This window comes from Paenibacillus sp. N22P23 (genome assembly GCF_059383735.1).
In genome coordinates, this window is record NZ_JBXENT010000003.1 from 434,561 (window position 1) to 457,377 (window position 22,817).

A 22,817-nucleotide genomic window follows, 5' to 3' on the forward strand; every position below is an offset into this window, starting at 1 on the left:
CAAGCTCCATACTGCCATGCCTTCTACGTCCCGTAAACTGTAACAAATGCGAATATACATACTGAGCGATTGTATTAAATAGGAATTCATGCACCTCACTTACACGATCTCTTATAACCCTTCACGAATCGCTATACGACTCCACCCTGCGCCTCGATTTATGCGGAATTATGCGGTGGAAAAATAAAAAGACTTTCCTCACATTACGTGAAGAAAGTCTCTGATTGTCGCTACTATACGGCAGCATTCTCGTCCGCTATTTCCTTGAGGTGCAGTTGATCCTCTTCGTTATCGCGGATCGTCTTCTGCAAGACGAGGCAAGCAACGATGAGGAATGCACCGCCGATAGCGTAATAGCCTTTTACATAGAACGGCTCTTCCAAGGTGTAGAGGCCGATATATTCAGCTAGAATCGCGAGCACGAAGCCGGCCCATGAGAGGAAGGTGAAGGCCGATGTATTTCTTTTGCGGTAGCTCGGATTAAACTCTTTCAGGAAATTGTCTTCGTCGTTATCTCGCGCAACCTTCTGCAGCAGGAAGGAGGTGATGATCAGCAGAACGCCTGTTACCGCGTAATAGCCTTGGACTGACAGCGGCTGCTCCAGCGTATAAATCCCCACAAATTCGAATCCGCATGCCAGCACGAATGCTGCCCATGCCATAAAGGTGTACGTTGGTGTGTTACGGCGACGGTAAAAGTTTCTGCGATTCGTCGTTTCCATCATGGCTTAAAGCCCTCCTGTATAACCGGTTCGGTTATTTGTTATGGCTTAAGCATACTGCGAACCTTCTACTTTCAGAAGTACCATCTTGTTCTAGTACCTGGTATTAGCCCGGCTTCCGATTGTATGCTGCACACAATTCCCCCCTCACCAGTACACAACTTTGCCTTTACCATAAAAATCCACTTTGGTAACCTCTTACTGAAGGAGGTTGAAAGCGCTTAATTTCTTGGGAAACACGGCAGTCTTACACCACTATTCAAGGAGGCATATGTAATGCGGAAATGGCTTTCGATTGTACTGGCAATTGCCCTCATTTGGTCTTTTACAGCGTATCGCGATGATACCACGGTGATGGCAGCGACAGATATTACGTTAAATCCGGTCGCAGACACAGACACGCAAAGCGATGTTGCTGCAGGAACGAATGCGACATTGAACGTCAGTCAATGGAACAACCTCTTTACCAAATTCAGCTTGTCAGGCGTGCCGAGCTCCATTGCAAGCGCGAAAGTCAGAATTTATCATTCAACTCACACCACGAATCACAACCTGATCGTTAACGGCGCCTCGACCGAAAGCTGGAGTGAAGGCACTGCCAAACCAGCATTAGGCTCGCAAATCAATACGAAAGCCGTGTCCGCTATCGGCTACGTAGAGCTTGATGTAACTGTAGCCGTACAGAGCAAATTAAGCACCGCCAGCTCCTCCGTCACCTTCGGCTTCAGCTCGAATATCGGCGGCTGGGAAGTATACCAATCTCGGGAAAGCAGCAACAAACCGGTGCTCGTCATTACGCCAAACACCACCAGCTCAACCTCTACGCTGAATCCGGTCGCTGACACGGATACGCAGAGCGATGTCACTGCCGGTACGAATGCGGCATTGAATGTCAGCCAGTGGAACAACCTCTTCACTAAGTTTTCGCTTAGTGGCATCCCCACTTCAATCTCAAGCGCGAAGGTGCGGATTTACCATGCCAGCCATGCCAATAACCATACCCTCATCGTAAACAGCGCCACGACCGAGAGCTGGAGCGAAGGCGGCGCGAAGCCTGCATTAGGCTCGCAAATCGCTACCAAATCGGTTACAGCGAACGGATACGTTGAACTCGATGTGACTTCAGCTGTACAGAGCAAGCTGAGCGCGGCCAGCTCCTCGGTCACCTTCGGCTTCAGCTCGAATATCGGCAGCTGGGAAGTGTACCAATCTCGGGAGAGCAGTACGAAACCGGAGCTTATTATTACAACCGGTACAGGCGGCGGCACCACCAACCCTCCGGGCGGTGGTACGGGGACGATGAAGATCGGGACGAACTTCTGGTTCATGGGCACTTGGAGCGGAGAAGTTCCGTTCAAATCGACCGTGAACTGGGCAACTGCCTATGCGAACGGTGATGACGTGTGGAACCCGACTTTTATTAGCGAGCTCGCACCTTATTCGACGCTTCGTTTCATGGATTGGGGCGGAACCAACAACTCCAAGGTACAAACGTGGTCGCAGCGCCGTTTGCCGAATGATGCCGTCAACAGTGACATCGGCTACATCGGGCCAACCGACCCGATCAGAGCCGGCCTTGCCTATGAATGGATGATCGATCTCTGCAACCGGACCAACAAGGATATGTGGGTCACCTTGCCACATATGGCGGATAACAACTATGCCAACCAGCTTGCCCAGCTCATTAAGTCCAAATTAAACCCGGCACTGAAAGTATACGTTGAATACTCCAACGAGACATGGAACGGCGGCTTCGCACAGTTCCAATATACGCTCGATCAAGGCGTAGCACAGGGCTTGCCCGGCTCCAATCAATGGTACCAAGGCGGTGCATTCAGCCTGTACCGATCGGTTCAGATCTGGAACCAATTCGCGACCGTGTACGGCTCCGAAATGGCTGCACGCGTCGTGCGCGTTGCTTCCTTCAGCGGCAATTATGATATCTTCGACCAAGGCTACGCGAATGTCGTGAACAGCACGACTTGGAACCCGACGAATCAGAAAGCGGACATGATCGCCATCGCACCTTATGTCGGCAGCGGCTTGGATGGTGCGAGTGCCAGCATTCAAAGCCAGTTCCACGCCGATATCGATGCAACCCTCACGGATCGCGTGCTGACTGCAGTCGCCATCGCGCAGAAATATAACGTGAAGCTCGGCTGCTACGAGGGCGGACAGCATCTGCTGACCAATGCCGATCAATGGAGCGGCAACCAGAATATCTACACCGAATACACGTACATGCTGAACAAATTCGCTCCGTATTTCGTGTTGTATAACCATTACGCACATGCCGGCTCGTGGTCTTCCGGCGGCGCTTGGGGCTCCAAGTCGTCGACCGGCCAACCGATTGCCAATGCGCCAAAATACCGCGCCATAGTCGACTGGGTTGCAGCTCACCCGTGATGAACCGCATCCTATAAACTAAAGGCACCCCCTATGGAGGACAATGGAACGGAACATTCCACTGTACCTACTAGGGGGTGCCTTGTTGTAACGAGCTATGAGCGTACGGTAATCGCCCGCTTAATGCTCATCTCCAGAGGTGAATACTCGGTACCGTCGTTTCGTTCAAACTGCATGCGTTCTTTGAGCGGCGTCGTCCGATTGCACATGAAACGCGTAATTCCGCTATGGTTCTGCGATGGCGTATGGTAAAGGAACGGATGGCACAAGATGACGTCGCCGGGAGACGAAGTAGTCTCGATAACGCGAAGACGAGTTCCTTGCGCATCGGTGTAAGCATGGTTCATAAATTTATCGATGCGATTCGTGCCGGGCAGGAATGAATCAACCGCTTGCCCCGTTAATGCAGCCAGCCAAGGATGCTCACGGCTGCACGCATCAATTCCTTCCTGCGAATCAATGCCCTCCGGCTTCGAGGCTAAGAAACGAGCAACAACCTGATGCGAGCCCTCCGCAATCAATGTGCCGCCGCCCTGTGGGCCAATTTCCGAGAATATACACAAGCAGAGCAGCCCCTGCTCCGGCGCGTCGACATAATGACGGAAGTGCGCGCCATCCCAGTGCCATCCCTTGGAGGGCACAGTCCACTCTTCATCTCCGCCAAGATGGAAGTTCACCGGCCACCAGCCCCACTCCGGATAATTTCGGTGCGGATCACCATTCCACAGCACCTTCTCCGTCCATCTGTCTGCTCCGATCAAATCTTCGATGGCTGCACCGAGCAGCTCTGTATTGCAGCGGTCGAAGGACGGGCTTCGGAATGCTTCTTTCATGAACAAGATCGGCTTGTTCCACGTCGCCCGATCAGACCTGTCAATGTCATATCGCGCTAACTGCTCCCATAGGAAGTCCTGACATTCCAGAGCAAGCTCTCGCGGAAAGGCTTCCTCCACTTTAACCCAGCCAAGCTCTATAAATTGTTCGATTTGTGCTTGAGACAATACTCGATTCACGTTCATTTCTCCTCTCTGCCATAACAAAAGAAGGGCCGGCGCGGAATTCCACGCCGACCCTTCAGCCGTGGCATCATTCTCACTTCGATGCTTGCCACTTATCCACTTGCGATTGTGCTTCGTTGTACACCTTATCCATGCCGATTGCATTCATCTTATCAAGGAATTTCGGAAGCACTTCATTCGGATCAACAGTACCCGTATGCAGCGCAGGCGCATATTCCTTGTACGCATTTTGGAAAGCAGCCACTTCGTTTTTCACCGGATCCACATTGAAGTTAAAGCCCAGCAATTTAGACTCTACAGCTTCTTTATTGAACTTATCGAAGTTTGTCCATTTGTTCGGATCTTCATTGGCAAACAGATAGTCGTTGAACATGTTACCGTACATCCAAGCTGTGCCCGGATTGTAACCGGAAGTGGACGGGTCCATGCCATCTGGGAAGGATACGATATTATCCGATTTCTTCACATAATGCGTTCCTTCGATACCGAAGGAGAGCAGGTTAACCAAGTATTTGTCGGTGTACAGCAGGTTCAAGAACATCATTGCTCTTTCCGGATTTTTGGAAGAAGCGGAGATAGTCATCATGGAACCCGTTGCGTCGCCCGTTCCAATAATCGGTTGCGTAATGTTGACTTGCACCATCGGAATGCCGTGGGAGTTTGTTTTCTCCGCGTCTTTACCCGGCTTCAGCTGGTCTGTAAAGGCAAACCATTGGCCTGCTTTAATCGCACCATCGAAATCTTGAAGCGTTGCAGCATCTTTATTGATATAGCCTGCTTGGTACCATTTGCGAGTCAGATCAAGCTGCTCTTTGTAACGCGGATCTGCGAACATGTTGAACACTTTGTAACCATCGACATTGCGATCAACTGCAGCGCCGCCATCATTAACGCCAAGAATGAATTCAGCTTGGCCGCCGAATGCGACGTTATTGCTGACTGGGTTAACAGAGCTGTTCATCAAGAACGGCGTAACGCCTGGCTCATTCTTCTTGATGGTTTCCAAATACGGCTCAAGGTCAGTCAATGTCTTGATCGTAGTAATGTCAATCTTGTACTTATCAACAAGGTTTTTGTTGAGCAGAAGTCCAAGCTGCGAAGCGATTTCTTTATTTACCGGCATGCCGTAATTTTTACCGTCAACAAGACCGCCTTTCAGCAAAGCAGGGTTCAGAATCGCTTTCGCTTCTTGACCATACTGATCCAGCAAATCATTAAGCGGCAAGTACGAGCCTTTTTGGACTCTCGTCAAGTAATTATCCCAGTTTGCAGCCCAGTTGATATCGAATTCTTCATTGGAGGCGAATTTCAGGTTCATTTTGTCGCCCCAGCTGCCCCAGTCGATAATCGTCAGGTCCAGCTTTGCATTTATTTTGTCTTTCAAGTATTTGCTTGCTTCTTCATTTATGAGTCCGATGTCTTTCTGAGGCACGCCTGGAACGAACACTTTCAACGTTACTTCCGGCAAGTCTGCTTTTGCAGTATCCGCCGCATTCGCAGAGTCTGTTGCAGCCGCCGAGTTATTAGCAGTGTCAGCGGAGTTACCGGAGTTATTGGATTCACTTCCACAACCCGAAAGAACCATCATTACGGAAAACAAAAGCGTCAATGTGGTGACCCAAACCTTTTTCGACCTTTTCATGTTCATCCTCCTAAGATGCTTACTTTTCCTATTTTAACCGGCATTGCCGGGTGAAACCATTTCTCGCGCTTAACCTTTAACTGCACCAATCGTTAAGCCTTTAACAAAGTACTTCTGGAACAACGGGTACGCCAGTATGATCGGCCCCATCCCCACGATCGCCATCGCCATGCGCACCGTTTCACCGGGCAGCTTGGCAATTGCTCCGCTTGCATTCCCATTATTAGCGGAATTGGCCACAAGGAACTGCAGGTTCATCATGGTTTTGTACATCAGATATTGCAGACTAACCAATTTATCCTGTTGGATAAAGACCAGGGAATTGAACCAATCGTTCCAATAGCCGATCGTATAGAACAATGCAATCGTAGCCAAGACCGGCGTGGAAAGCGGCAATATGATTCGGAAGAAAATGCGCAGCTCCCCTGCCCCGTCAATGCTGGCCGATTCGATAATAGACGGATGAATCGACGTCTGGAAGAAGGTACGCATAATGATGACGTAGAAGGCATTGAACAGAAGTCCGGGCACGATTAGCGCCCATATGGAATCGCGCATGTCGAACCAGTTCGAGAATACGATGTACCACGGAACCAATCCGCCTCCGAAAATCATCGTGAAGAAAAGGAAGAAGGAAAAGAAGGTACGGAATTCGAAGTCCCTTCTGGACAGCGGATAAGCGAACAATGCGGTCATGAGCAAGCCGAGCAGTGTCCCAATGACCGTGACAGAGATCGATACGCCGTAAGATTGCACAATTTGTGATGCGTCGTGAAACAGATACGAATACGCTTCCAGGCTGAATTTTCTCGGGATAATATTGTAGCCGTGCAGCGTCACTTCCTTCTGATCCGAGAACGACACAGCCAGCACGATTACAATCGGGAACAGACAAAGAATCGTGTAAATCAAGAACAGGATGTTCAATGTCACGTTCGCGCCGTTTGAAATGGCGTTGACTTCCTTTGACTTCACGGGGTTGTCCGCATGTACAGCGGAACGTTGTTCAATCGCGGTATCCATCTGTAACCCCTCCTAGAATAATGAGTTTTCCTTGTTGACTTTGCGAACGACCCAGTTCGATGTGATGACAAGTACAAATCCGACCGTAGCCTGATAAACGCCGGCTGCCGAGGACATGCCCAGATCGCCAAGTCTTAGCAGCGCCCGGTATACATACGTATCGATCGTTTGCGTGACCGGATATAACGCGCCTGCATCAAGCGGGACTTGGAAGAACAGGCCGAAATCCGAGTTGAATATCTTCCCTACTGCAAGCAAGGTCATAATCGTGATTACAGGTGCGATCAATGGAATGGTGATCTTCTTGATTTGCTGCCACTTGGATGCGCCGTCAATGACTGCAGCCTCGTAATATTCGTTGTCGATGCCGATGATGGCCGCCAAGTAGATAACACTCAAGTAACCGATGTTCTTCCACAAGTTGACGATTGGCAGAATGAACGGCCAATACTTCGTCTCTGCGTACCAGGATACCGGCGGGAAGCCCAGAGGCTCCAATACGCTCTTGTTTATGTAGCCAAATTCTTGGCTGAATAGGGACAATCCCAGATAACCGACGATAATCATCGATAGAAAATAAGGAAGAAACATAACGCTTTGATAAAACTTCGCGAGCAGTCGGTTTCGAACCTCATTCATGGCGACCGCTGCGGCTACTGCGACAACCGTGTTTAGAATAATGAAGACCGCGTTATACCCTACCGTGTTGCGCGTAATAATCCAAGCATCCGGCGTCTTGAACAGAAACTCGAAGTTTGCGAAGCCGCTCCAATCACTGCCCAGAATGCCTTGATGGTAATTAAAATCTTTGAAGGCAATGATGATGCCGAACATCGGCAAGTAATTGTTTAGGAGCAAATATAGCGTTCCCGGCAATAGAAGCAACAGCAGATATTTATTCTTGTTTAGCTTCCTGAGAAACGAAGTCTTCCGGATTGCCGTAGTCGTCTGCATGTGGTGTTCATCCTTTCTCTACTCATCTAAGCTGCTAGGCTTATTATAAGATATCGCTTACATGCAGCAGGATAGCGTAATGTGACCGAAGTAACGTTTTTATGATACTCAAATTAAAAAAAACGAACCATCTCCACGACATTGCGCGGAAATGGTTCATTTCTACCCGATCGACTGGTATCGTTTGCGAAAATCATGCGGCGTTATGCCTACCACCTTCTTGAAGGTCTTCGTAAAGTGCGACACGTTCTCGTAGCCCAAGCTATCGCAAATGTCACTAACCTTCATATTGGATGTCGTAAGCGCCTGTTTGGCACGGTTCATCTTCACCGTAATAATATACTCCATAATCGACATGCCCGTCTCGCGCTTATAGAGTCTGGACAAATAAGCCGAATTCAGAAATACCGCCGCTGCAATTTCTTCTCGTGACACACTTTGAATATGACTCTCCACGTACTTCCTGACTCTCTCCACGATTGCAGAGCTCTCCGACCGGTTCCTATCTAGATATTCAGCAGTTGAGAGGAGCAGTCTTCGCGCCCAAGTCAGAAACTGCGGCACGGAACGCGTAGCCATCCCCGCTTCCATCCATTTGGACGCTCCCATGAACTGCTTGACGGAGCCCCCTTTCTGATGAACCGATTGGTATACGAATCCGAGAAGCATATGGTACAAGGCATCCAGCGTCTCTGCGTTGATACCGGCAGCCGCATCGCCTTTGAACAATTTCTCGATTTGCCCCATGACCTCGTCCGTTCTTCCGGCTTCAAGAAGATGCATCCATTCCGACAAATCGAGCGGGATGGCAGGCATCTTATGGGGAAACAGCGCATCCGCGCTTTCATAATCGGACATGAACAGCACCTGGCCTGTTTTCACCACATTGGATTGCTCCAACTCGATCAAGCGGTGATACACCATCGTGATCTCGGTTATCGGGACAGCCACGCCTATATAACAGGATATATTGCAGTAAAAATACCCGGAGCATGCTTGAATATACTTCTCGCATGTCTCTTGCAGGATGTTCCTATCCACATCTGTCTGCTCTGTTACATCCAGCAAGGCGAATAATATACCGTTACGGTCCTCAATGACATCGATATCCGATGCCGATGGGCTTAGCATTTCAGAGGCTGAATTGCGAAGCGCATATTCTAATATACGTTCCTCTCGTTCGGTAAACTCTTGTTTCCACTGCTCCACACTGATCAGGACCGGCATGATGAGTCGATCCATACTGAGCCGGACTTGATAGGTGTTCCTGATTTGCTCCCAGTGATCGGGACCCGGATTCATTCGTTTGGACAAGAGATCCTGCCAGAACAGCTCCTTGAGCAGCGGCTTCTGAGTCTGCTGCAGCTTGGCGTATGTCTTGTACGTTTCCTCAAGCTGCTTCGCCTCCTTCCGGCTCTCCACCTCCAATAAAGCGCGGTTCACCACGGTTTGAAGCTGCTCGTATCGGACCGGTTTAAGCAAATAGTCGAAGCCGGCAAGCTGCACAGCTTGCTGGGCGTAGGTGAAATCCGCATGCGCCGTTAGAAAAATCGTCACCGTTGCAGGCGAGTACTCGTTCGCCCATTCCAGCAGTTCTACTCCGTTACAGCCCGGCATTTCAATATCGCTGATCATGACGTCAACCGGGTGATCCAGTAATATGCTCTTTGCTTCTTCCGCGTCATAGGCACAATGTATATCGGTGAACCCTTGCTGGGTCCAATCTATACCGGTCTCAATCGCCTCCACGGCGTAGAACTCATCGTCAACGATAAGCAATCTATACATGTGGATCGTCGCCCTCCTTTATTTCTCCGGATGGAATGCGCAGAATAACTTCTGCACCTTCGGTTTGTTCGCCATCTGGTCCTTCCTTACGATTACCGAAATGAATGCTCGCCGCTCCTGCATATTTATGTTTGATGCGATTCTGCACGTTAAGGATACCCAGACTCTTGGCTCCGGCAATATCCGTCGTCAATAGTCCGTCTCTGAATCGCTCCAACACTTCGGGCGAAAACCCAATTCCGTTATCGGCAATGACAATCTCCATGATCTTCTGATCCTGCGAGAACGGTCTGACTTCGACGGAGATATGGAACACATGCTTCCCGCTCTTCATGCCATGAATAACCGAGTTCTCCACGAAGGGCTGGATCATGAGCGGCAGAATGTTTCTGTCTTTGTAGACATCCGGCACTTTCATCTCAAAGGTCAATTTCCTAGGGAACCGCAGCTTCTGAATCTCCAAATAATTGCGTATATGCTCGGTCTCTTCCTCGAGCGTAATATATTCTCTGTTCGCCCTCGTAATAAATCGGAAGAAGTCGGACAGGTGATGCGTCATCTGTTCAATGAGTTCGGTACGCCCCAGCTTCGCCAAACTATTCACGATGTTAAGGGAATTGAGATAGAAGTGAGGATTAATCTGTGATTGCAAATGCCTAAACTCGGCCTCCTGCGTCTTCAGCATCTCCTCGTATACGTTTATTTTCAAAATGCGAATTTCAGAGACCATCCCATTAAATGTTTCGTTTAAGAATTCGAACTCTTGGGTGGTACCGCTGCCTAGGCGCACGGTAAAGTCGCCTTGAGCCGTTCTTCTCATGCCGCGTATTAATGCATTCATTGGTTTATGAAGAACCTGCTTCAATAGGAACGAGAATAAGAACAGCAATAAGATAATCCCGACCGGAATCAGGTACGTCGCACGCTGGAAGAAAGGAAGCTTCTGCAGCAGCGCCGTATCTTGAATCGTCACCGCAAGCGTAATAGGCGCCTGCATCACTTGATAGCCAACCAATATGTAATCCTTCTTGTCAGTCGCATTCTTGATGATTTGATAGTTCTTTGATGACTTGGTCGACAGCTTTCCCAGCATCTCTTGAAGACTAGGCTTGTCCCATGTCGTCTCCGTCAGCGGTTCCGCCTTGTTCGAGATCAGCATTGCTTGTCCCGTGGAACCGAGGTCTACCGCTCGTAACGCTTCCATTAAATTCTCGACCGGAATTAACGCCCCGACATACACATTGGGTTCGGTCTGGATCTGCTCCGTCCGGACCAGGAAGAAGCGCTTATCCTGCTCGACGATTTGCCACATGTGGCTTTTGCTTAATGAACCATTATGAATAAACTCAGTCAGCATCTGATTCACTTTCTTCGAGGCCAGATACTCCCCTTGCGATGCGATAAGCTCTTCATTCTTCTCGGTATAGGTGAAGAACGTATCCACGACGACAAAAGAATTGGAGTTGATCTCGTCTTGAAAGCTGTTGAAGATTCGCTGCTTGGAGAAGAAATAATCGCTGCTGTCCTGCGGATACAAGTTCAAGGCGATTAAATCCGCGTAATAGCTCTTACTCGAGACAAGCCGCAGCAAATAGTCGCCGACTTTCTGGAGGCTGTTGTCGATTTGATTGACATGAATCGAGAGAAAGCTGGTCGTGGACTGCGAGACCTCGTCTCGTACGACCTTCATGGCATATATGTTTTGTATAATCAACGCTGCCGCAAGTGGAACGATAATGGAAATGAAGCCCACAAGCAATCTGAAGCGTATCGTTTTCGTGATCAGCATCGTTCCATTCTCCCTCTCGATCGGCTTCTCATTACTATAGCAGGAGTGCGGGTCCATGACTATTCTTCCCATTTCGTGGAAAAACACCGTGTATGCAGTGAATGAATCAACTGCAGCACGGTGTATCTAGAACTTGATAAAGGATCAATCTATGAATAGGATTGCCGATAGGTCGGCCTGCGTCATGCCGTTCCCAATCCGCAGCCGGTATCTGCCCGGATCCGGTACGAAGCGCATTGCCTTGTCCCATTGACTCAGCTCCTGCAAGCCAAGCTTAAACGCGACCACCTCGCACTGTCCCGGCTCCAGTTTGATTTTGCGAAAAGCTTTCAGCTCGCTGTTACGCGGCGTAATACTCGACACTCGTTCGCATCCGTATAGTTGAACGACCTCTTTGCCCGGCACCGAGCCGCTATTCGTCACCTTCACGGTTACGGTTACCGTCTCTCCAGCTTGCAGCTGCTCGAACGATATCCGTTCTGTGCTAAGCGAGAAATCGCTGTATGTGAACGAGGTGTAGCTGAGGCCATGGCCGAACGAATAGAGCGGTTCATGTGCGCCGTTGACATAGGCAGATGCATGCATAGAGGCTTTAAGATTATAGGACACCGGCAGCTGCGCGGTGGAAGCAGGAATGGAAACCGACAGCTTGCCGCTCGGATTGGCCTTACCGAATAAGAGCTCCGCGATCGCGATGCCGCCTTCTTCACCCGGGTACCATGCCGTTAATAGGGCTGGTACATGCTCCTTTATCCAAGGAATCGCATGCGGTCTCCCTTGAATGAGGACAACGACGACCGGCGTACCCGTTGCATGAATGGCTTGTACGAGCTCCATTTGGAAACCGCCAAGCTCTAGGTCAGCAACGTCCACACCTTCCCCGCAGTCCATCTCGCTCGGCAGGTCGCCGCTGTCTATGATTGCAGCGCCATTGTCGGCGAATTGAAAGTTGAAATCGCGAGCGCTGCTGCCGCCCATGACCAGTACGGCAACATCTGCCCCTTGAGCAGCTTGAACGGCTTCCGCGAACCCTTCTCTAGACATGTCGCGAATACCGCAGCCGCGGGCATAGATGATTTCTGCATCTTCGGCTTCTTCCTGCAACAGCTGCTTGATCCCTTGAAGAACGGTCGAACCCTTGCCTTCGGGCTGGGTCGGCGTATAGTCCCCGAGCTGGTTATACATATTGTCAGCGTTCGGACCGATAACGGCTATTTTCTTAGTTTGGGTTACAGATAGCGGCAATAGTTGGTTCTCGTTCTTGAGCAGCACAACGGATTCCTGAGCCAGTTGCTTGTTTATTGCACGTGTTGCAGAGCGACCAAGCACGGAGGAAGCCTGTTCCTCATCGCCATATGGACGCTCGAACAGACCCAGCTCGAATTTAAGACGCAGCACACGGCGCACGGCTCGTTCGATAACTTCCTCCCGAATGAGCCCCTCTGCTAGTGCCTTCGCAATAGCGAGGTACGACTCGTTCCACAAGTTCACATCCACGCCGGCATTTAATGCCATCGCAACTGCTGCCGCTTGGCTGCCCGCTTGCGGAATCATACTGTCGACCGCGAAGCCGTCGGACATGACGATACCTTGAAAGCCAAGCTCGCCGCGCAGGATATCCGTCAGCAAATGATCATTCGCATGGCAAGGAATGCCATCGATTTCATTGTAAGCGGCCATACACGCAAGCGCCCCGGCGTCTACTCCAGCACGGATGCCGGTCAGATGCATCTCTCTGAGCTCGCGCTCACCAATTGTAGCGGCCCATGCATTATGTCCGCCTACACATGCCCCTTGCGCAGCCAGATGCTTCAGGCATGCGACGACCTTGTCCGGCCCGGCCAATTGTCCGTCGTTCCTATCACCCTGCAATCCCTGCACGATCGCTTCGGTCAGTTGACCTCCCAGATAGGGGTCTTCGCCGAAGCATTCCTCCGAGCGTCCCCATCTCGGGTCGCGCAGCATATCCAGAACGGAGACAAGTCCAATATGACCGCCGCGTGAACGAATTTCTTCCGCAACGCAGGCGTATGCTTCCCTGCACAGCTCCGGATTCCAGGAAGAGCCGATGCCCAGATTGGTAGGCAGCATCGTCCCTCCCAGCGCTTGATGCCCGTGCGGACATTCTTCAGACAGTAGAACAGGAATGCCAAGTCTCGTATTCTCGATCACGTACCGCTGGATTTGATTCGCCATCTTCATGCTCTCTTGAGGCGGAATGCCATTGGCGAACGTCACCTGCGACCACGGATCTGCACGAAACAGACCGTATAAAGCGCCTACTCCAGCACCGAAAGCAATCTCCTCGCGGAACCGTTCCGTCAATCGGAAGCCGTCTCCGCTCTCATTGTTCTCGTAAGCCTCCCAGCCCAGCATGCGTTGATTCAATTGCCCGATTTTCTCCTGCACCGTCATGCGTGAGAGCAGGTCCTCGATACGTTCGTCGATCGGTTTATGTTTGTCTTTGTACATTTCCATAGGTTTCTGATCCTCCAAATGAAGCTGCCAGCGTCTTCGCCTGCCGCTTAGTTTAAAGCTCACGGTACGTGAAGTAGTCGAAGTCGGCATGCTTGCGTTCTCCGCTCAAGTCCTGTGCACAAACGCCGGCAAAAGCACCGGTGAACCCCCAGTCCGGACCTTTGGTGCAATATTCATCAGAAAGCTTCGACAGGTCCAGAACATCTCCGACCGCAATCCACTCTCTGCCGTTCAGGGAGTAGTAGAATTGCAGCTCTGCCTGGTTCATAGCGGCTCTCATATAACACCTCTCGCCTAGGGGGAGCTGAATGTCTTCGCTTAGCGGCTCGTCATACTCGCCTCCGTCCTCGGTTGCCAGACGCAAGCAGATGCCTTTCTCCTCATCCCATGAGATCTGCAAATAGTAATAATGCCTAGTATTATAGTACAAAATAAGTCCTGCCATCTGTTGGAACGTCTCCGGCTCGAACGCCACGCAGGTTTCGACCTCCGCCTGTAAGTTCTGCACCCGCCGAGCGACCAGACTTTGATGGTGAACGGAATTCAGCGATTCCCTACCGTATAACCGCAGGTACCCCGGTCGTTCCGTTAGACTCAGCCAGCTCTCATCCGCCGGCTCTCGCAATGTGTTCCAATTCACCCCTAGGATCGGCGCATCAAATTCGTCCCGTTCTGCTTCCGCCGGCCAAGATGCTTCCGGCAAATCAGGAGCCTTCAACTGTTCATAAGGACTGTTACCGCCTTGAACCAGTCGAAGCCAGCCGTCCTCTGTCCAGCAGACCTGCTGAAGCGCCGTCTCCCGTCCAAGCGGGGAGCGTTCCAATCCGGGAATCGGCCGCGAACACAGATGTGCAATATACCATTCTCCGTTCTCCGTTTCCACCAGACTAGCATGCCCCGCCTTTTGCAGCACGTTCTCCGGCTTGCCGAAGGACGTCAACATCGGATTGGCCGGGTCCGTCTCATATGGCCCAAACAATGAAGCGGAGCGCGCTATTGACACGGCATGTTCATAGCCTGTTCCACCCTCTGCGGTGACGAGGTAGTACATGCCATTACGCTTATAAATATGAGGAGCTTCCGTACGTCCAAGCTCCGTTCCTTTATAAATCACCCTTTTCTCACCTACAAGGTTCTGCTCTTGTACGGAATATTCCTGCAGTACAATGCCGGAGAAGGGATTGCGATTCTTGCGATGATCCCACACCATGTTTAGCAGCCACTTGCGCCCATCGTCATCATGATACATAGAAGGATCGAAGCCGCTGCTGTTTAGATGAACAGGGTCACTCCATGGACCTGTTATGCTTGTTGCTGTCGTTAAATAGTTAGGCGTATCCTTGTAGCCCGCGTGCCACCGCACATTCGTATAGATTAAATAAAATAACCCGTCCGCATAGGAAAGACAAGGCGCCCAAATCCCGCCGGAATTGGGATTACCTCGCATGTCCAGCAGACGAGTAGAGTCCAGCGGACGCGTCAGCAGACGCCAATGGACCAAATCTCTGGAGTGGTGGATTTGAACGCCGGGATACCACTCGAAGGTAGAGGTTGCGATATAGTAATCTTCTCCCACTCGCAGAATGGAAGGGTCGGGATTAAAGCCTCGTAATATCGGATTTTGAATGATGCTCATAAGTGAAATCCTCCTTCAAAGGTGTGCGTACTTGCGTCTAGTTATTCTCATTATAGAAGAGGTAAGATCGTGCCTATATCTGCTTTCATGACCGATATAACGTTTTTAAAGCTTTATCCGATCCCATACCTCCTCGTTGACGACCACATTCGCTTCCTTCTGCATTCGTTCCGCTTCTTGCTCGTAAGCTTGATCGGCTAGATAGTCGTTAATCGCCTGCTTCACCTCATCGAAGGCTTGATATCCGCCAGATTGCTTTCCTACACATTGAACGAGCCAGTACTGGCCGTTCTCCTGAAAAACTTCCGTCAACTGCCCTTCGGAGAGCTGCTTCACTTTAAACGTCAACAGCGGATTGCCTAGTGAATCACTATGAGCAGTCGATGCATCGAAGGTTTGACCTTCAAGGTGTATAAGATCTTCATAATCGGCGGCAGCTTCAGTGATATTCATGCCGTTAACCATTTAGCGTGAATGTCTTCCATGATCTGCTCAGCATGCCGCTCAGAGCCCGCAAGCGATAATTTCTTAATCTTAATCGCATCCGGCTGCCTATATTGCTCCTTGTTCGAGTCGTAGTAGTGCCTAAGCTCCTTGTCGGTAAACGTCCTCTCCTGCTGGACCAGCTGCTTGGTTTGCCCTACGATATTCGATTGAACAAGGCGATAATAGTCGGTTTCGTTATAGTGCAAAGACCCAATGACAGCTTCACCGCGTTTCGCCGCATCGGCCCTTCGTTTATTTTCTGTCGTTAAATGTGCGAGGAAAGCTTCATATGTGATGTCTGCAAGGATGCCTTTTTCTTGCTCGTTCACATTGGATGTCTTTCCAAGCTCTCCCATAGATTATTATAAAAGCGCTTCCATTTGGGAACTATGGCGTAACATGACCATGTTAACGCTTTTGTGATTTTTGTTGTCTGTCGGAAAAGGAGAACACGTATGTTTCAAAAAGCTATTCGTTACCTCCTATCATTTAGAAAGCGGCTATGCACTATAAGTGAGGTAACTGTTACCTCTCTTCGGTGGAGCTTATCTATTAAGCCAAAAACAAAGGAGCTAAGCGAAATTAATTCGCTTAGCTCCCCAGAGTGTCGAGTTTTCGGAACTGCATAAGAACCATCATCCAACCTGTAACGGTTGTGAGAGTGGTTATTTGGCCTCATGAGCCCGTTTTTATTTTCTTACGGTTGTAAGCGGGCTTATTTGAACATTTTCTGTTAGAAATCAACCATATTGCAGTAAATAACGATGCTCACAACCGTTAGACTTTTAAAAGGCGTTCATTTCATGAAATAGCCACGCTGACAACCGTTAAAGTTTATTCGGGGTCCATTGAAGAAAATTGCCCTCAGACAAACCGAAAACGAAGAAACTCGGCGTCATTTAACGCTGGATTACTCGACAAAATCGATCATCGATTTGACGGTTAACCGGCCCGGTGATGCAGGAGCGAACGGCGCCTCATCACGATTCCTCTTCCTAAATTGGACCGTCTTTGGAATCCCCGGAATGAGGTCGAAGAAGTTATCGGAGAAGATCCCTTCCTCTTCCGATTGCAGCCACACTTGTTTAGCTAAGCTTTGAGCCGTCAAGGTGAATACGCTGCCTTCCGTTCCGTCTACCGATTCGATTTCAACGCCCGGCTCATCCAGCTCTAAATATTTGGAATACGCGAAATAGTGCTCTGCGCTTGCAATGACCTTGCCACCATCTTGCACAAGTTGTCCAATGAGCACGATTCGATTCGGATCGAATGTGCTGAAGCGCTCCGACGCCGATACCGTCAGCACATGTGCAGCCAAGTTCGATGCCAAGCTTACTTTCTGGGAGTCCTGCAACAGCTGGTTTCCTACAAAATCGTATAAGCTCCACTCCAGCATCCCTTCGATCGGCTGCTGCTGATCGGAAACGAGGTGGAATTCGATGCTGTCGTCCTGCTGATCGATGGACAATAACACGTCGGCGAAGCTTCTTTTCGCATAATATTGCAGTGCCTTCCATCTGCCTAAGTAGTCCATGCCGGACCAAGAGGCGACAGGCCAGCAATCGTTCATTTGCCAGTAGAGCGTCCCCATGCAGTAATCCATTTTCCGTCTATGGGCTTCAATCGCCCGCTTCATCCCTTCAGCCTGAAGCACTTGGCTCATGTAGAGGAACGAAGGAAAGTCCTTCGGATCCTTCATGTATCTCTCGGAATACTCCTTGATGAGGAAGTTGCCTCTCCCGTTCTTCTGATGATGCAGCATCACATCGGAGTCGAGCGCCATATCGGTGTCCTCGGCATAGGTGCGCACCGTCTTATATTCGGGGAACGATTGAAAGCCATACTCGCTCATGAACCGGCCGATGTTATGGTTATAGTTCTCGAACGGCTCTGATGCGTGCCAAACCGCCCAGAAGTGGATATCTCCATGTGCGGAATTGTTGGTCGCATGCTGGTTTACGTCATCCGTAATCCCCTGCATCGGGGAAGATGGCCAATAGGCAATATCCGGTGCCATCGCTTCGACAACCTCAGGAAGTACGCCGTGGAACACAGACTCGTAATCCGCCCAAATATCCTCCCTCTGCTGTTCGGTGTACAGCTTCTTCCAGCCCCAGCCGCCTTCTTCCGCATAATGTGCCCAAGCGCTGTCGATTTCGTTATTGCCGCACCAGAGCGCAATGCTCGGATGATTGCGCAGACGGCGGACATTATCCACCGCTTCAGCCCGCACACTGTTCAGAAATGCTTCATCGCCGGGATACATGCTGCAGGCGAACATGAAGTCCTGCCATACCAGAATGCCGTGCTCATCGCACAAATCATAGAAGATATCCTGTTCATAGAACCCACCGCCCCAAACGCGAAGCATATTGAAATTCGATTCTACCGCGCTTACGATTTCATGGCGATAACGCTCCGGTGTCACTTCATTTGCGAAGCTGTCATTCGGAATGTGATTGGCGCCTTTCGCGAAGACGGGAATACCGTTCACCTCGAAATAAAAGGTTGAGCCATGCGCATCCGGTTTGCGTACCAGCTTCACGGAACGAAGACCTGTCCGAACGGATTTCTGTGCAATCGATGTCCCCTCTTGATCAAGCGATGCTTGGAAGGTATGCAGATGGGGTTCCCCAAGTCCGCGGGACCACCACAGCTGAGGTTGTTCGATTTCCATCGGGAAATCTACGGACTGTGCACCTGGCTTTAATGTGACGCTGCGCTTCCATTCCTGGCCGGCTGTCGTGCGCAGGCAGAGCTCAAACTCGCCGCCTGCCTCTGACTCGATTTCGAATACTGCGGCAATCTGCGCGCTAGACTCGCTTACATCATCCTGCCGAATAAACAGATCGTTGATTCGGGTGCCGCTCCAGCCTTGTAAGTAAACGGGACTGCAGATGCCGCTCGTCACGAAGCGCGGACCCCAATCCCAGCCGTAATGATAAGGTGCTTTGCGCGTAAAGGCGCCAACCTTCGTATCGCCGATTTCACCGGTAACCGAGTCATCGTTCGGGGCAGGTAGTCCGAATCCATATTCCTGCAGCTTCGCAAGTCCCTCCTGAATCGGTGAACGGAAGCGAATACGCAGCCGGTTGCCCTGCTCCAACACATACGGCTTCACATCCACGATCCACGTGCGGAACATATTGTCTGCTGATAGAATGTGATGCTCGTTCATGTAAACATCGGCGTACGTGTCCAAGCCTTCAAATACGAGCTCTAATCGGGAATGGCTGAGCAGCTCTGCCGATGCATCGAAATCCGCTGCATATTCCCAGTCCTTCTTGTCGATCCACTGCAGACTCTTCTCATTGGTCCCCACGAAAGGATCCGGAATCAAGCCGTTTTTCAACAAATCGGTATGAATGCATCCGGGTACAAATGCCGGCAGCCACTGTTCTTGCTCACAATCCTTGAATGTCCAATTCTTAAGTTGCCATTTCATTTCGCTCATGTGAATCCCCCTAGTAGGCGATGTTTAACGACCTAAGTGATCAATATATCTATGTTAAAATCACGCTTACTCCTTGTCTAGGATCTAATGTAACCAAGTTAACGCTTTTGTGATTAATCCCCTTAACCATTCCGGCATGCCAAAAATCCACAACCCATTCGGTTGTGGATTCCTCTGCTTTTACCATGAACAATCTATGAACGCACGATCCGAAGCGCGATGTCTACGACATACAGCGGAGCTTCGATCGTCACACTATAGCCCACAGACTGAAGGCTTTCCCGGCCAATTACGCTGCCTGACTTCGGTTCCACCCATTCAGCTGCATATTCGCCAGCCGGCAAATCGAGCGTCAAACGCGTACGCCGTTCATCCGCTATCACCGTGTAAACCTTCTTATCACCGGTCAGCACACCGTGATGCAGGTACAGCGCGTATTGTTCTCCAGGCTCGCTGATGCTTCTGAGGCTGATATTCACATCAGGAGAATCGATATGCTTCACGAATTGTTTGTCTTGGTGCATCTTCTCGAACGAGAAGGAATGCATGAAGGTCTTCAAATTTCGAAGCGCGTTCAGCAGCTCGAAATTATCAGGCGTACGTCCTCCCGGGTCTTTCACGGTGTAGCAGCCGTTCAATTGATTGAAGCCCGCTCCCCCGCCTACGATGAATTCCCATGCTTCCACTCTGGACGCGCTAAGCATGTCACCGTTGTACCAGCTGGGATAATAGCCTGTTTCGTTCAGTTCAATGGGTTTCACCAGATCATACTTCACATCCAGTGCCTCAATGCCGCCGATCTCCGTCCAACCATTATGATTGATATACTGGGCTACGATGACGTCCGTTCTCGGATCAGCACTAAAGTCGAGCTTGGTCTCCAACTGCTGGGCAAGCAAGTGTTTCTTCGGCAAGCTGCGCTCCGTCTCCACAACGACATCGATTAGCCGCGATACCCACGGAATCGCCAGCTCAGCCGTCGTCCCCATCATGGTCGGCTCATCGCACACCTCTAGGATGATGTTGTCAAACTCGTTCACTTCCTGCACGATTTGACGAACATAGTCCTCTTGAACACGTACCAAGTCCGGATGCAGCAGCGTCTGCACATCCTTTGCCTCACAATCGCCAATGCCCTGCACGTTATTAGGCGCATGCAGCGGACTAGCCGGCCAGCCCTCATTGTACTGACAGTTGAACAAGCAAATTTCAACCACGATGCCACGATGCTGCGCCGCACCTATAAAACTCTTCAATCGGCGAAAATACGCCTCGTCCCACTGCTTAAGATCAAACTTAGCCGGATCCGCGCTGCTTCTGGCCCATGGAACGATCAGTTTGCCGGGGGCTGGCGCAAGCGTGTTCTCATCCGTGAACATACCTGCTACCTCGGTATAGGCTCCCGGATAGATGCGGGTGTAATTCATGCCGAATTCCTGCAGCGTGTTTAAGTATGCTTCGTAATCGAATTCGGCATTGATCACTGCTCCATAATGCTCGGCAGAGGTGATCAGAAGGATCGGCTTGCCGCCTCGCGCATAGTAATGGGGGTTATCCGCATAGACGCCGATCGGACCGGCTTCTTGATTCACTTGTACTGGCATGTGCAATTCCTCCCACAAAATATCCGCATGTGTTTGAAGTCCTCAAATTCTCCCATCATCGTATCATCGCTTTTTTCGCTTGAATACTACCAAACATGACCGAAATGTTCTAATTATGCACATCTAATCTGCTTCGTTTTATGTGCACCTACTTTACCGCAATGAAAAGCACCACCTGTAGTTTCATTGTTTGAACACGAAGGTGTGTGTCCAATGATCCCTACAAGTGGTGCTTTATGTTCTTATATGATTCTTAGCTGTTGGTAAGCAGCCTGTAAACAATAACAGCCGCTTCTCCTCTGGACGTGTGCGCCTTAGGTGTTAGTCTTCCCTTATCATCACCATCAATAAAGCCAGCTTCATTCAGCTTCATTACATCGGCCGCAGCGTAAGCAGCGATTTGATCGGCATCAGTGAATTGGATTGGCTTACGGGTTACTGCCGTCTCCACCTCTGCTGCCTTGAGTGCTCTTGCTGCCATAACCAGCATTTCTTCGCGGGTAATCGAACGTGCCCCTGCAAAACTGCCATCCTCATAGCCGCGTAAGATCCCCAGTTTCACAGCGGAAGCCGCTTCATGATAGTACCAAGCACTGCCGGATACATCCGTAAAATCCGCTGTTGCTTGCGTATCCAGCAGATCCAGCGCTTGAACTAGCATTTTCACAAATTCGGCACGCGTAACATCCCGTTTCGGTTCAAATGAACCCTGTCCATCACCCGCAACAATGCCACGTGCACTTAATCCGTAAATGCTGCTTTGCGCCCATTTCACCTTATCCAGATCTTGAAATGACGGGTGAGCGACGGCTACCGCATACTTGCTGAAATGCGCCGCATGAAAACTCACTTGACCTGTTGCCTCATCATAGACGGCGTTCTTGACGATCTCAAGCTTCCCGTCTTCTGTCACATAGTAAATGATAATTGCGTTCGGATCTTCGCCCGTCTTAGGTTTATAAGGAATAGAGATCTGCATCGCATCTTTCCCGTTGAACGAACTAACCGGTTTACCATCAACCTTTAAGCTAAAATCAAAAACAGGCTTGTCTTGAACAATAGCCGCGACACCGGATGGAAGCGACGACAATTTTACTTGTTCGGCGGATAATTCGATTTTCACCGCCTGATTGCCGAGGGATGCAATGGCATCTGACGCCATGGTGAAGGTGGCAAACTGTGATATTACCTGTACCTTCTTAAGTCCAAATGTATCCGCGTCTCTCAATAAGCTTGCTGGGAACTCCACACGAATCGCAGCAGCATTCTTCACTTCAGTGACTTCAATCGTCACAACGCCCTGCTCCTTCTGTACGGCTTTCTTAATGGCATCTACCATTTCCAATCCAACGACAGCTTCATTAACCCCGCCTACAAGCTTTCCTTCAAGCTCGATATGACTTCCTGAAATGACAGGCGCCTTCGGCCTGGCTGGCGGAACAACAGGTCCGCCGTTAGTTTCCGCTGGAGCTTCATAAGTGAATTCGGCAGTTGCAGGAATGCTTACCCCCGCGCCCCCTACCGTAACCGAATAGGTACCTTCTGTCGGTTGACTCAGCTTGTACGATAATCGGTAAGCACCGTTCTCTCCACTTTTCACTTGGTTGACGTAGAGTTTCCCCGTTGGATACACAATCTTAATTGAAACAGACTGGTCGCTCCCTGACGAGATTACTCCTTCAACGGTAATCATCTTTGTACTTGCATTTATCGCTGCTGTCGCTGTAATAGAAGCGGTATCTGCAGCATAGGCACCTACTGAGCTTATGGAGAAGAGTATAAGCAGCAGCAAGGTGACAATCGATGTTTTCTTCAC

The 22,817-nt window shown here is 50.2% G+C and carries 15 protein-coding genes and 1 pseudogene; 1 reads left to right on the forward strand and 15 read right to left on the reverse strand.

Annotated features, from left to right (window positions below; all coding sequences use genetic code 11):
* Positions 1–233: 233 nt before the first annotated feature.
* Together AC506A_RS17230 and AC506A_RS17235 are read right to left on the reverse strand one after the other, a co-directional pair.
* Positions 234–494, reverse strand: a complete 261-nt coding sequence (locus tag AC506A_RS17230; RefSeq protein ID WP_495462431.1) for a YiaA/YiaB family inner membrane protein — start codon at positions 492–494, stop codon at positions 234–236.
* Between the two features lie 30 nt (positions 495–524).
* Positions 525–725, reverse strand: a pseudogene (locus tag AC506A_RS17235) (YiaA/YiaB family inner membrane protein); the annotation flags it as partial.
* Positions 726–998: 273 nt separating this feature from the next.
* Between AC506A_RS17235 and AC506A_RS17240 the strand changes: the two are divergent.
* Entirely contained in the window at positions 999–3,128 is a 2,130-nt protein-coding gene (locus tag AC506A_RS17240) for a CBM96 family carbohydrate-binding protein (protein ID WP_495462245.1), read from the forward strand.
* 95 nt (positions 3,129–3,223) lie between these two features.
* Here the strand turns inward: AC506A_RS17240 and AC506A_RS17245 are convergent, their stop codons facing one another.
* The 13 genes from AC506A_RS17245 to AC506A_RS17305 all read right to left on the reverse strand — a co-directional run bounded on the left by AC506A_RS17245 (position 3,224) and on the right by AC506A_RS17305 (position 22,817).
* Complete coding sequence (locus tag AC506A_RS17245) at positions 3,224–4,141, reverse strand: phytanoyl-CoA dioxygenase family protein (RefSeq protein ID WP_495462246.1); 918 nt, start codon at positions 4,139–4,141, stop codon at positions 3,224–3,226.
* A 79-nt stretch (positions 4,142–4,220) separates the two neighbouring features.
* On the reverse strand, positions 4,221–5,789 hold the full coding sequence (locus AC506A_RS17250) for an ABC transporter substrate-binding protein (RefSeq protein ID WP_495462247.1): 1,569 nt from the start codon (positions 5,787–5,789) through the stop codon (positions 4,221–4,223).
* 69 nt (positions 5,790–5,858) lie between these two features.
* The gene (locus AC506A_RS17255; protein ID WP_495462248.1) at positions 5,859–6,812 is read right to left on the reverse strand and encodes a carbohydrate ABC transporter permease; all 954 of its coding nucleotides are present in this window, start codon (positions 6,810–6,812) and stop codon (positions 5,859–5,861) included.
* 12 nt (positions 6,813–6,824) lie between these two features.
* On the reverse strand, positions 6,825–7,766 hold the full coding sequence (locus AC506A_RS17260) for an ABC transporter permease (RefSeq protein WP_495462249.1): 942 nt from the start codon (positions 7,764–7,766) through the stop codon (positions 6,825–6,827).
* Between the two features lie 162 nt (positions 7,767–7,928).
* A complete protein-coding gene (locus AC506A_RS17265; protein WP_495462250.1) occupies positions 7,929–9,554 on the reverse strand; it encodes a response regulator transcription factor in 1,626 nt (541 codons plus the stop codon).
* Positions 9,547–11,343, reverse strand: a complete 1,797-nt coding sequence (locus tag AC506A_RS17270; protein WP_495462251.1) for a sensor histidine kinase — start codon at positions 11,341–11,343, stop codon at positions 9,547–9,549. The genes AC506A_RS17265 and AC506A_RS17270 overlap by 8 nt, the downstream gene beginning before the upstream one ends.
* Before the next feature lie 144 nt (positions 11,344–11,487).
* Positions 11,488–13,821, reverse strand: coding sequence for a glycoside hydrolase family 3 N-terminal domain-containing protein (locus AC506A_RS17275; protein WP_495462432.1), 2,334 nt, complete (start codon positions 13,819–13,821; stop codon positions 11,488–11,490).
* Positions 13,822–13,873: 52 nt separating this feature from the next.
* The gene (locus tag AC506A_RS17280; protein ID WP_495462252.1) at positions 13,874–15,457 is read right to left on the reverse strand and encodes a glycoside hydrolase family 43 protein; all 1,584 of its coding nucleotides are present in this window, start codon (positions 15,455–15,457) and stop codon (positions 13,874–13,876) included.
* A gap of 105 nt (positions 15,458–15,562) precedes the next feature.
* A complete protein-coding gene (locus AC506A_RS17285) occupies positions 15,563–15,910 on the reverse strand; it encodes a peptidylprolyl isomerase (protein WP_495462253.1) in 348 nt (115 codons plus the stop codon).
* Positions 15,907–16,272: a peptidylprolyl isomerase gene (locus AC506A_RS17290; protein ID WP_495462254.1), complete on the reverse strand. Its 366-nt coding sequence runs from the start codon at positions 16,270–16,272 to the stop codon at positions 15,907–15,909. The genes AC506A_RS17285 and AC506A_RS17290 overlap by 4 nt, the downstream gene beginning before the upstream one ends.
* A gap of 581 nt (positions 16,273–16,853) precedes the next feature.
* Positions 16,854–19,397, reverse strand: a complete 2,544-nt coding sequence (locus AC506A_RS17295; protein ID WP_495462255.1) for a beta-mannosidase — start codon at positions 19,395–19,397, stop codon at positions 16,854–16,856.
* A 194-nt stretch (positions 19,398–19,591) separates the two neighbouring features.
* Positions 19,592–21,001, reverse strand: coding sequence for a hypothetical protein (locus AC506A_RS17300; RefSeq protein ID WP_495462256.1), 1,410 nt, complete (start codon positions 20,999–21,001; stop codon positions 19,592–19,594).
* 253 nt (positions 21,002–21,254) lie between these two features.
* Complete coding sequence (locus AC506A_RS17305) at positions 21,255–22,817, reverse strand: S-layer homology domain-containing protein (RefSeq protein WP_495462257.1); 1,563 nt, start codon at positions 22,815–22,817, stop codon at positions 21,255–21,257.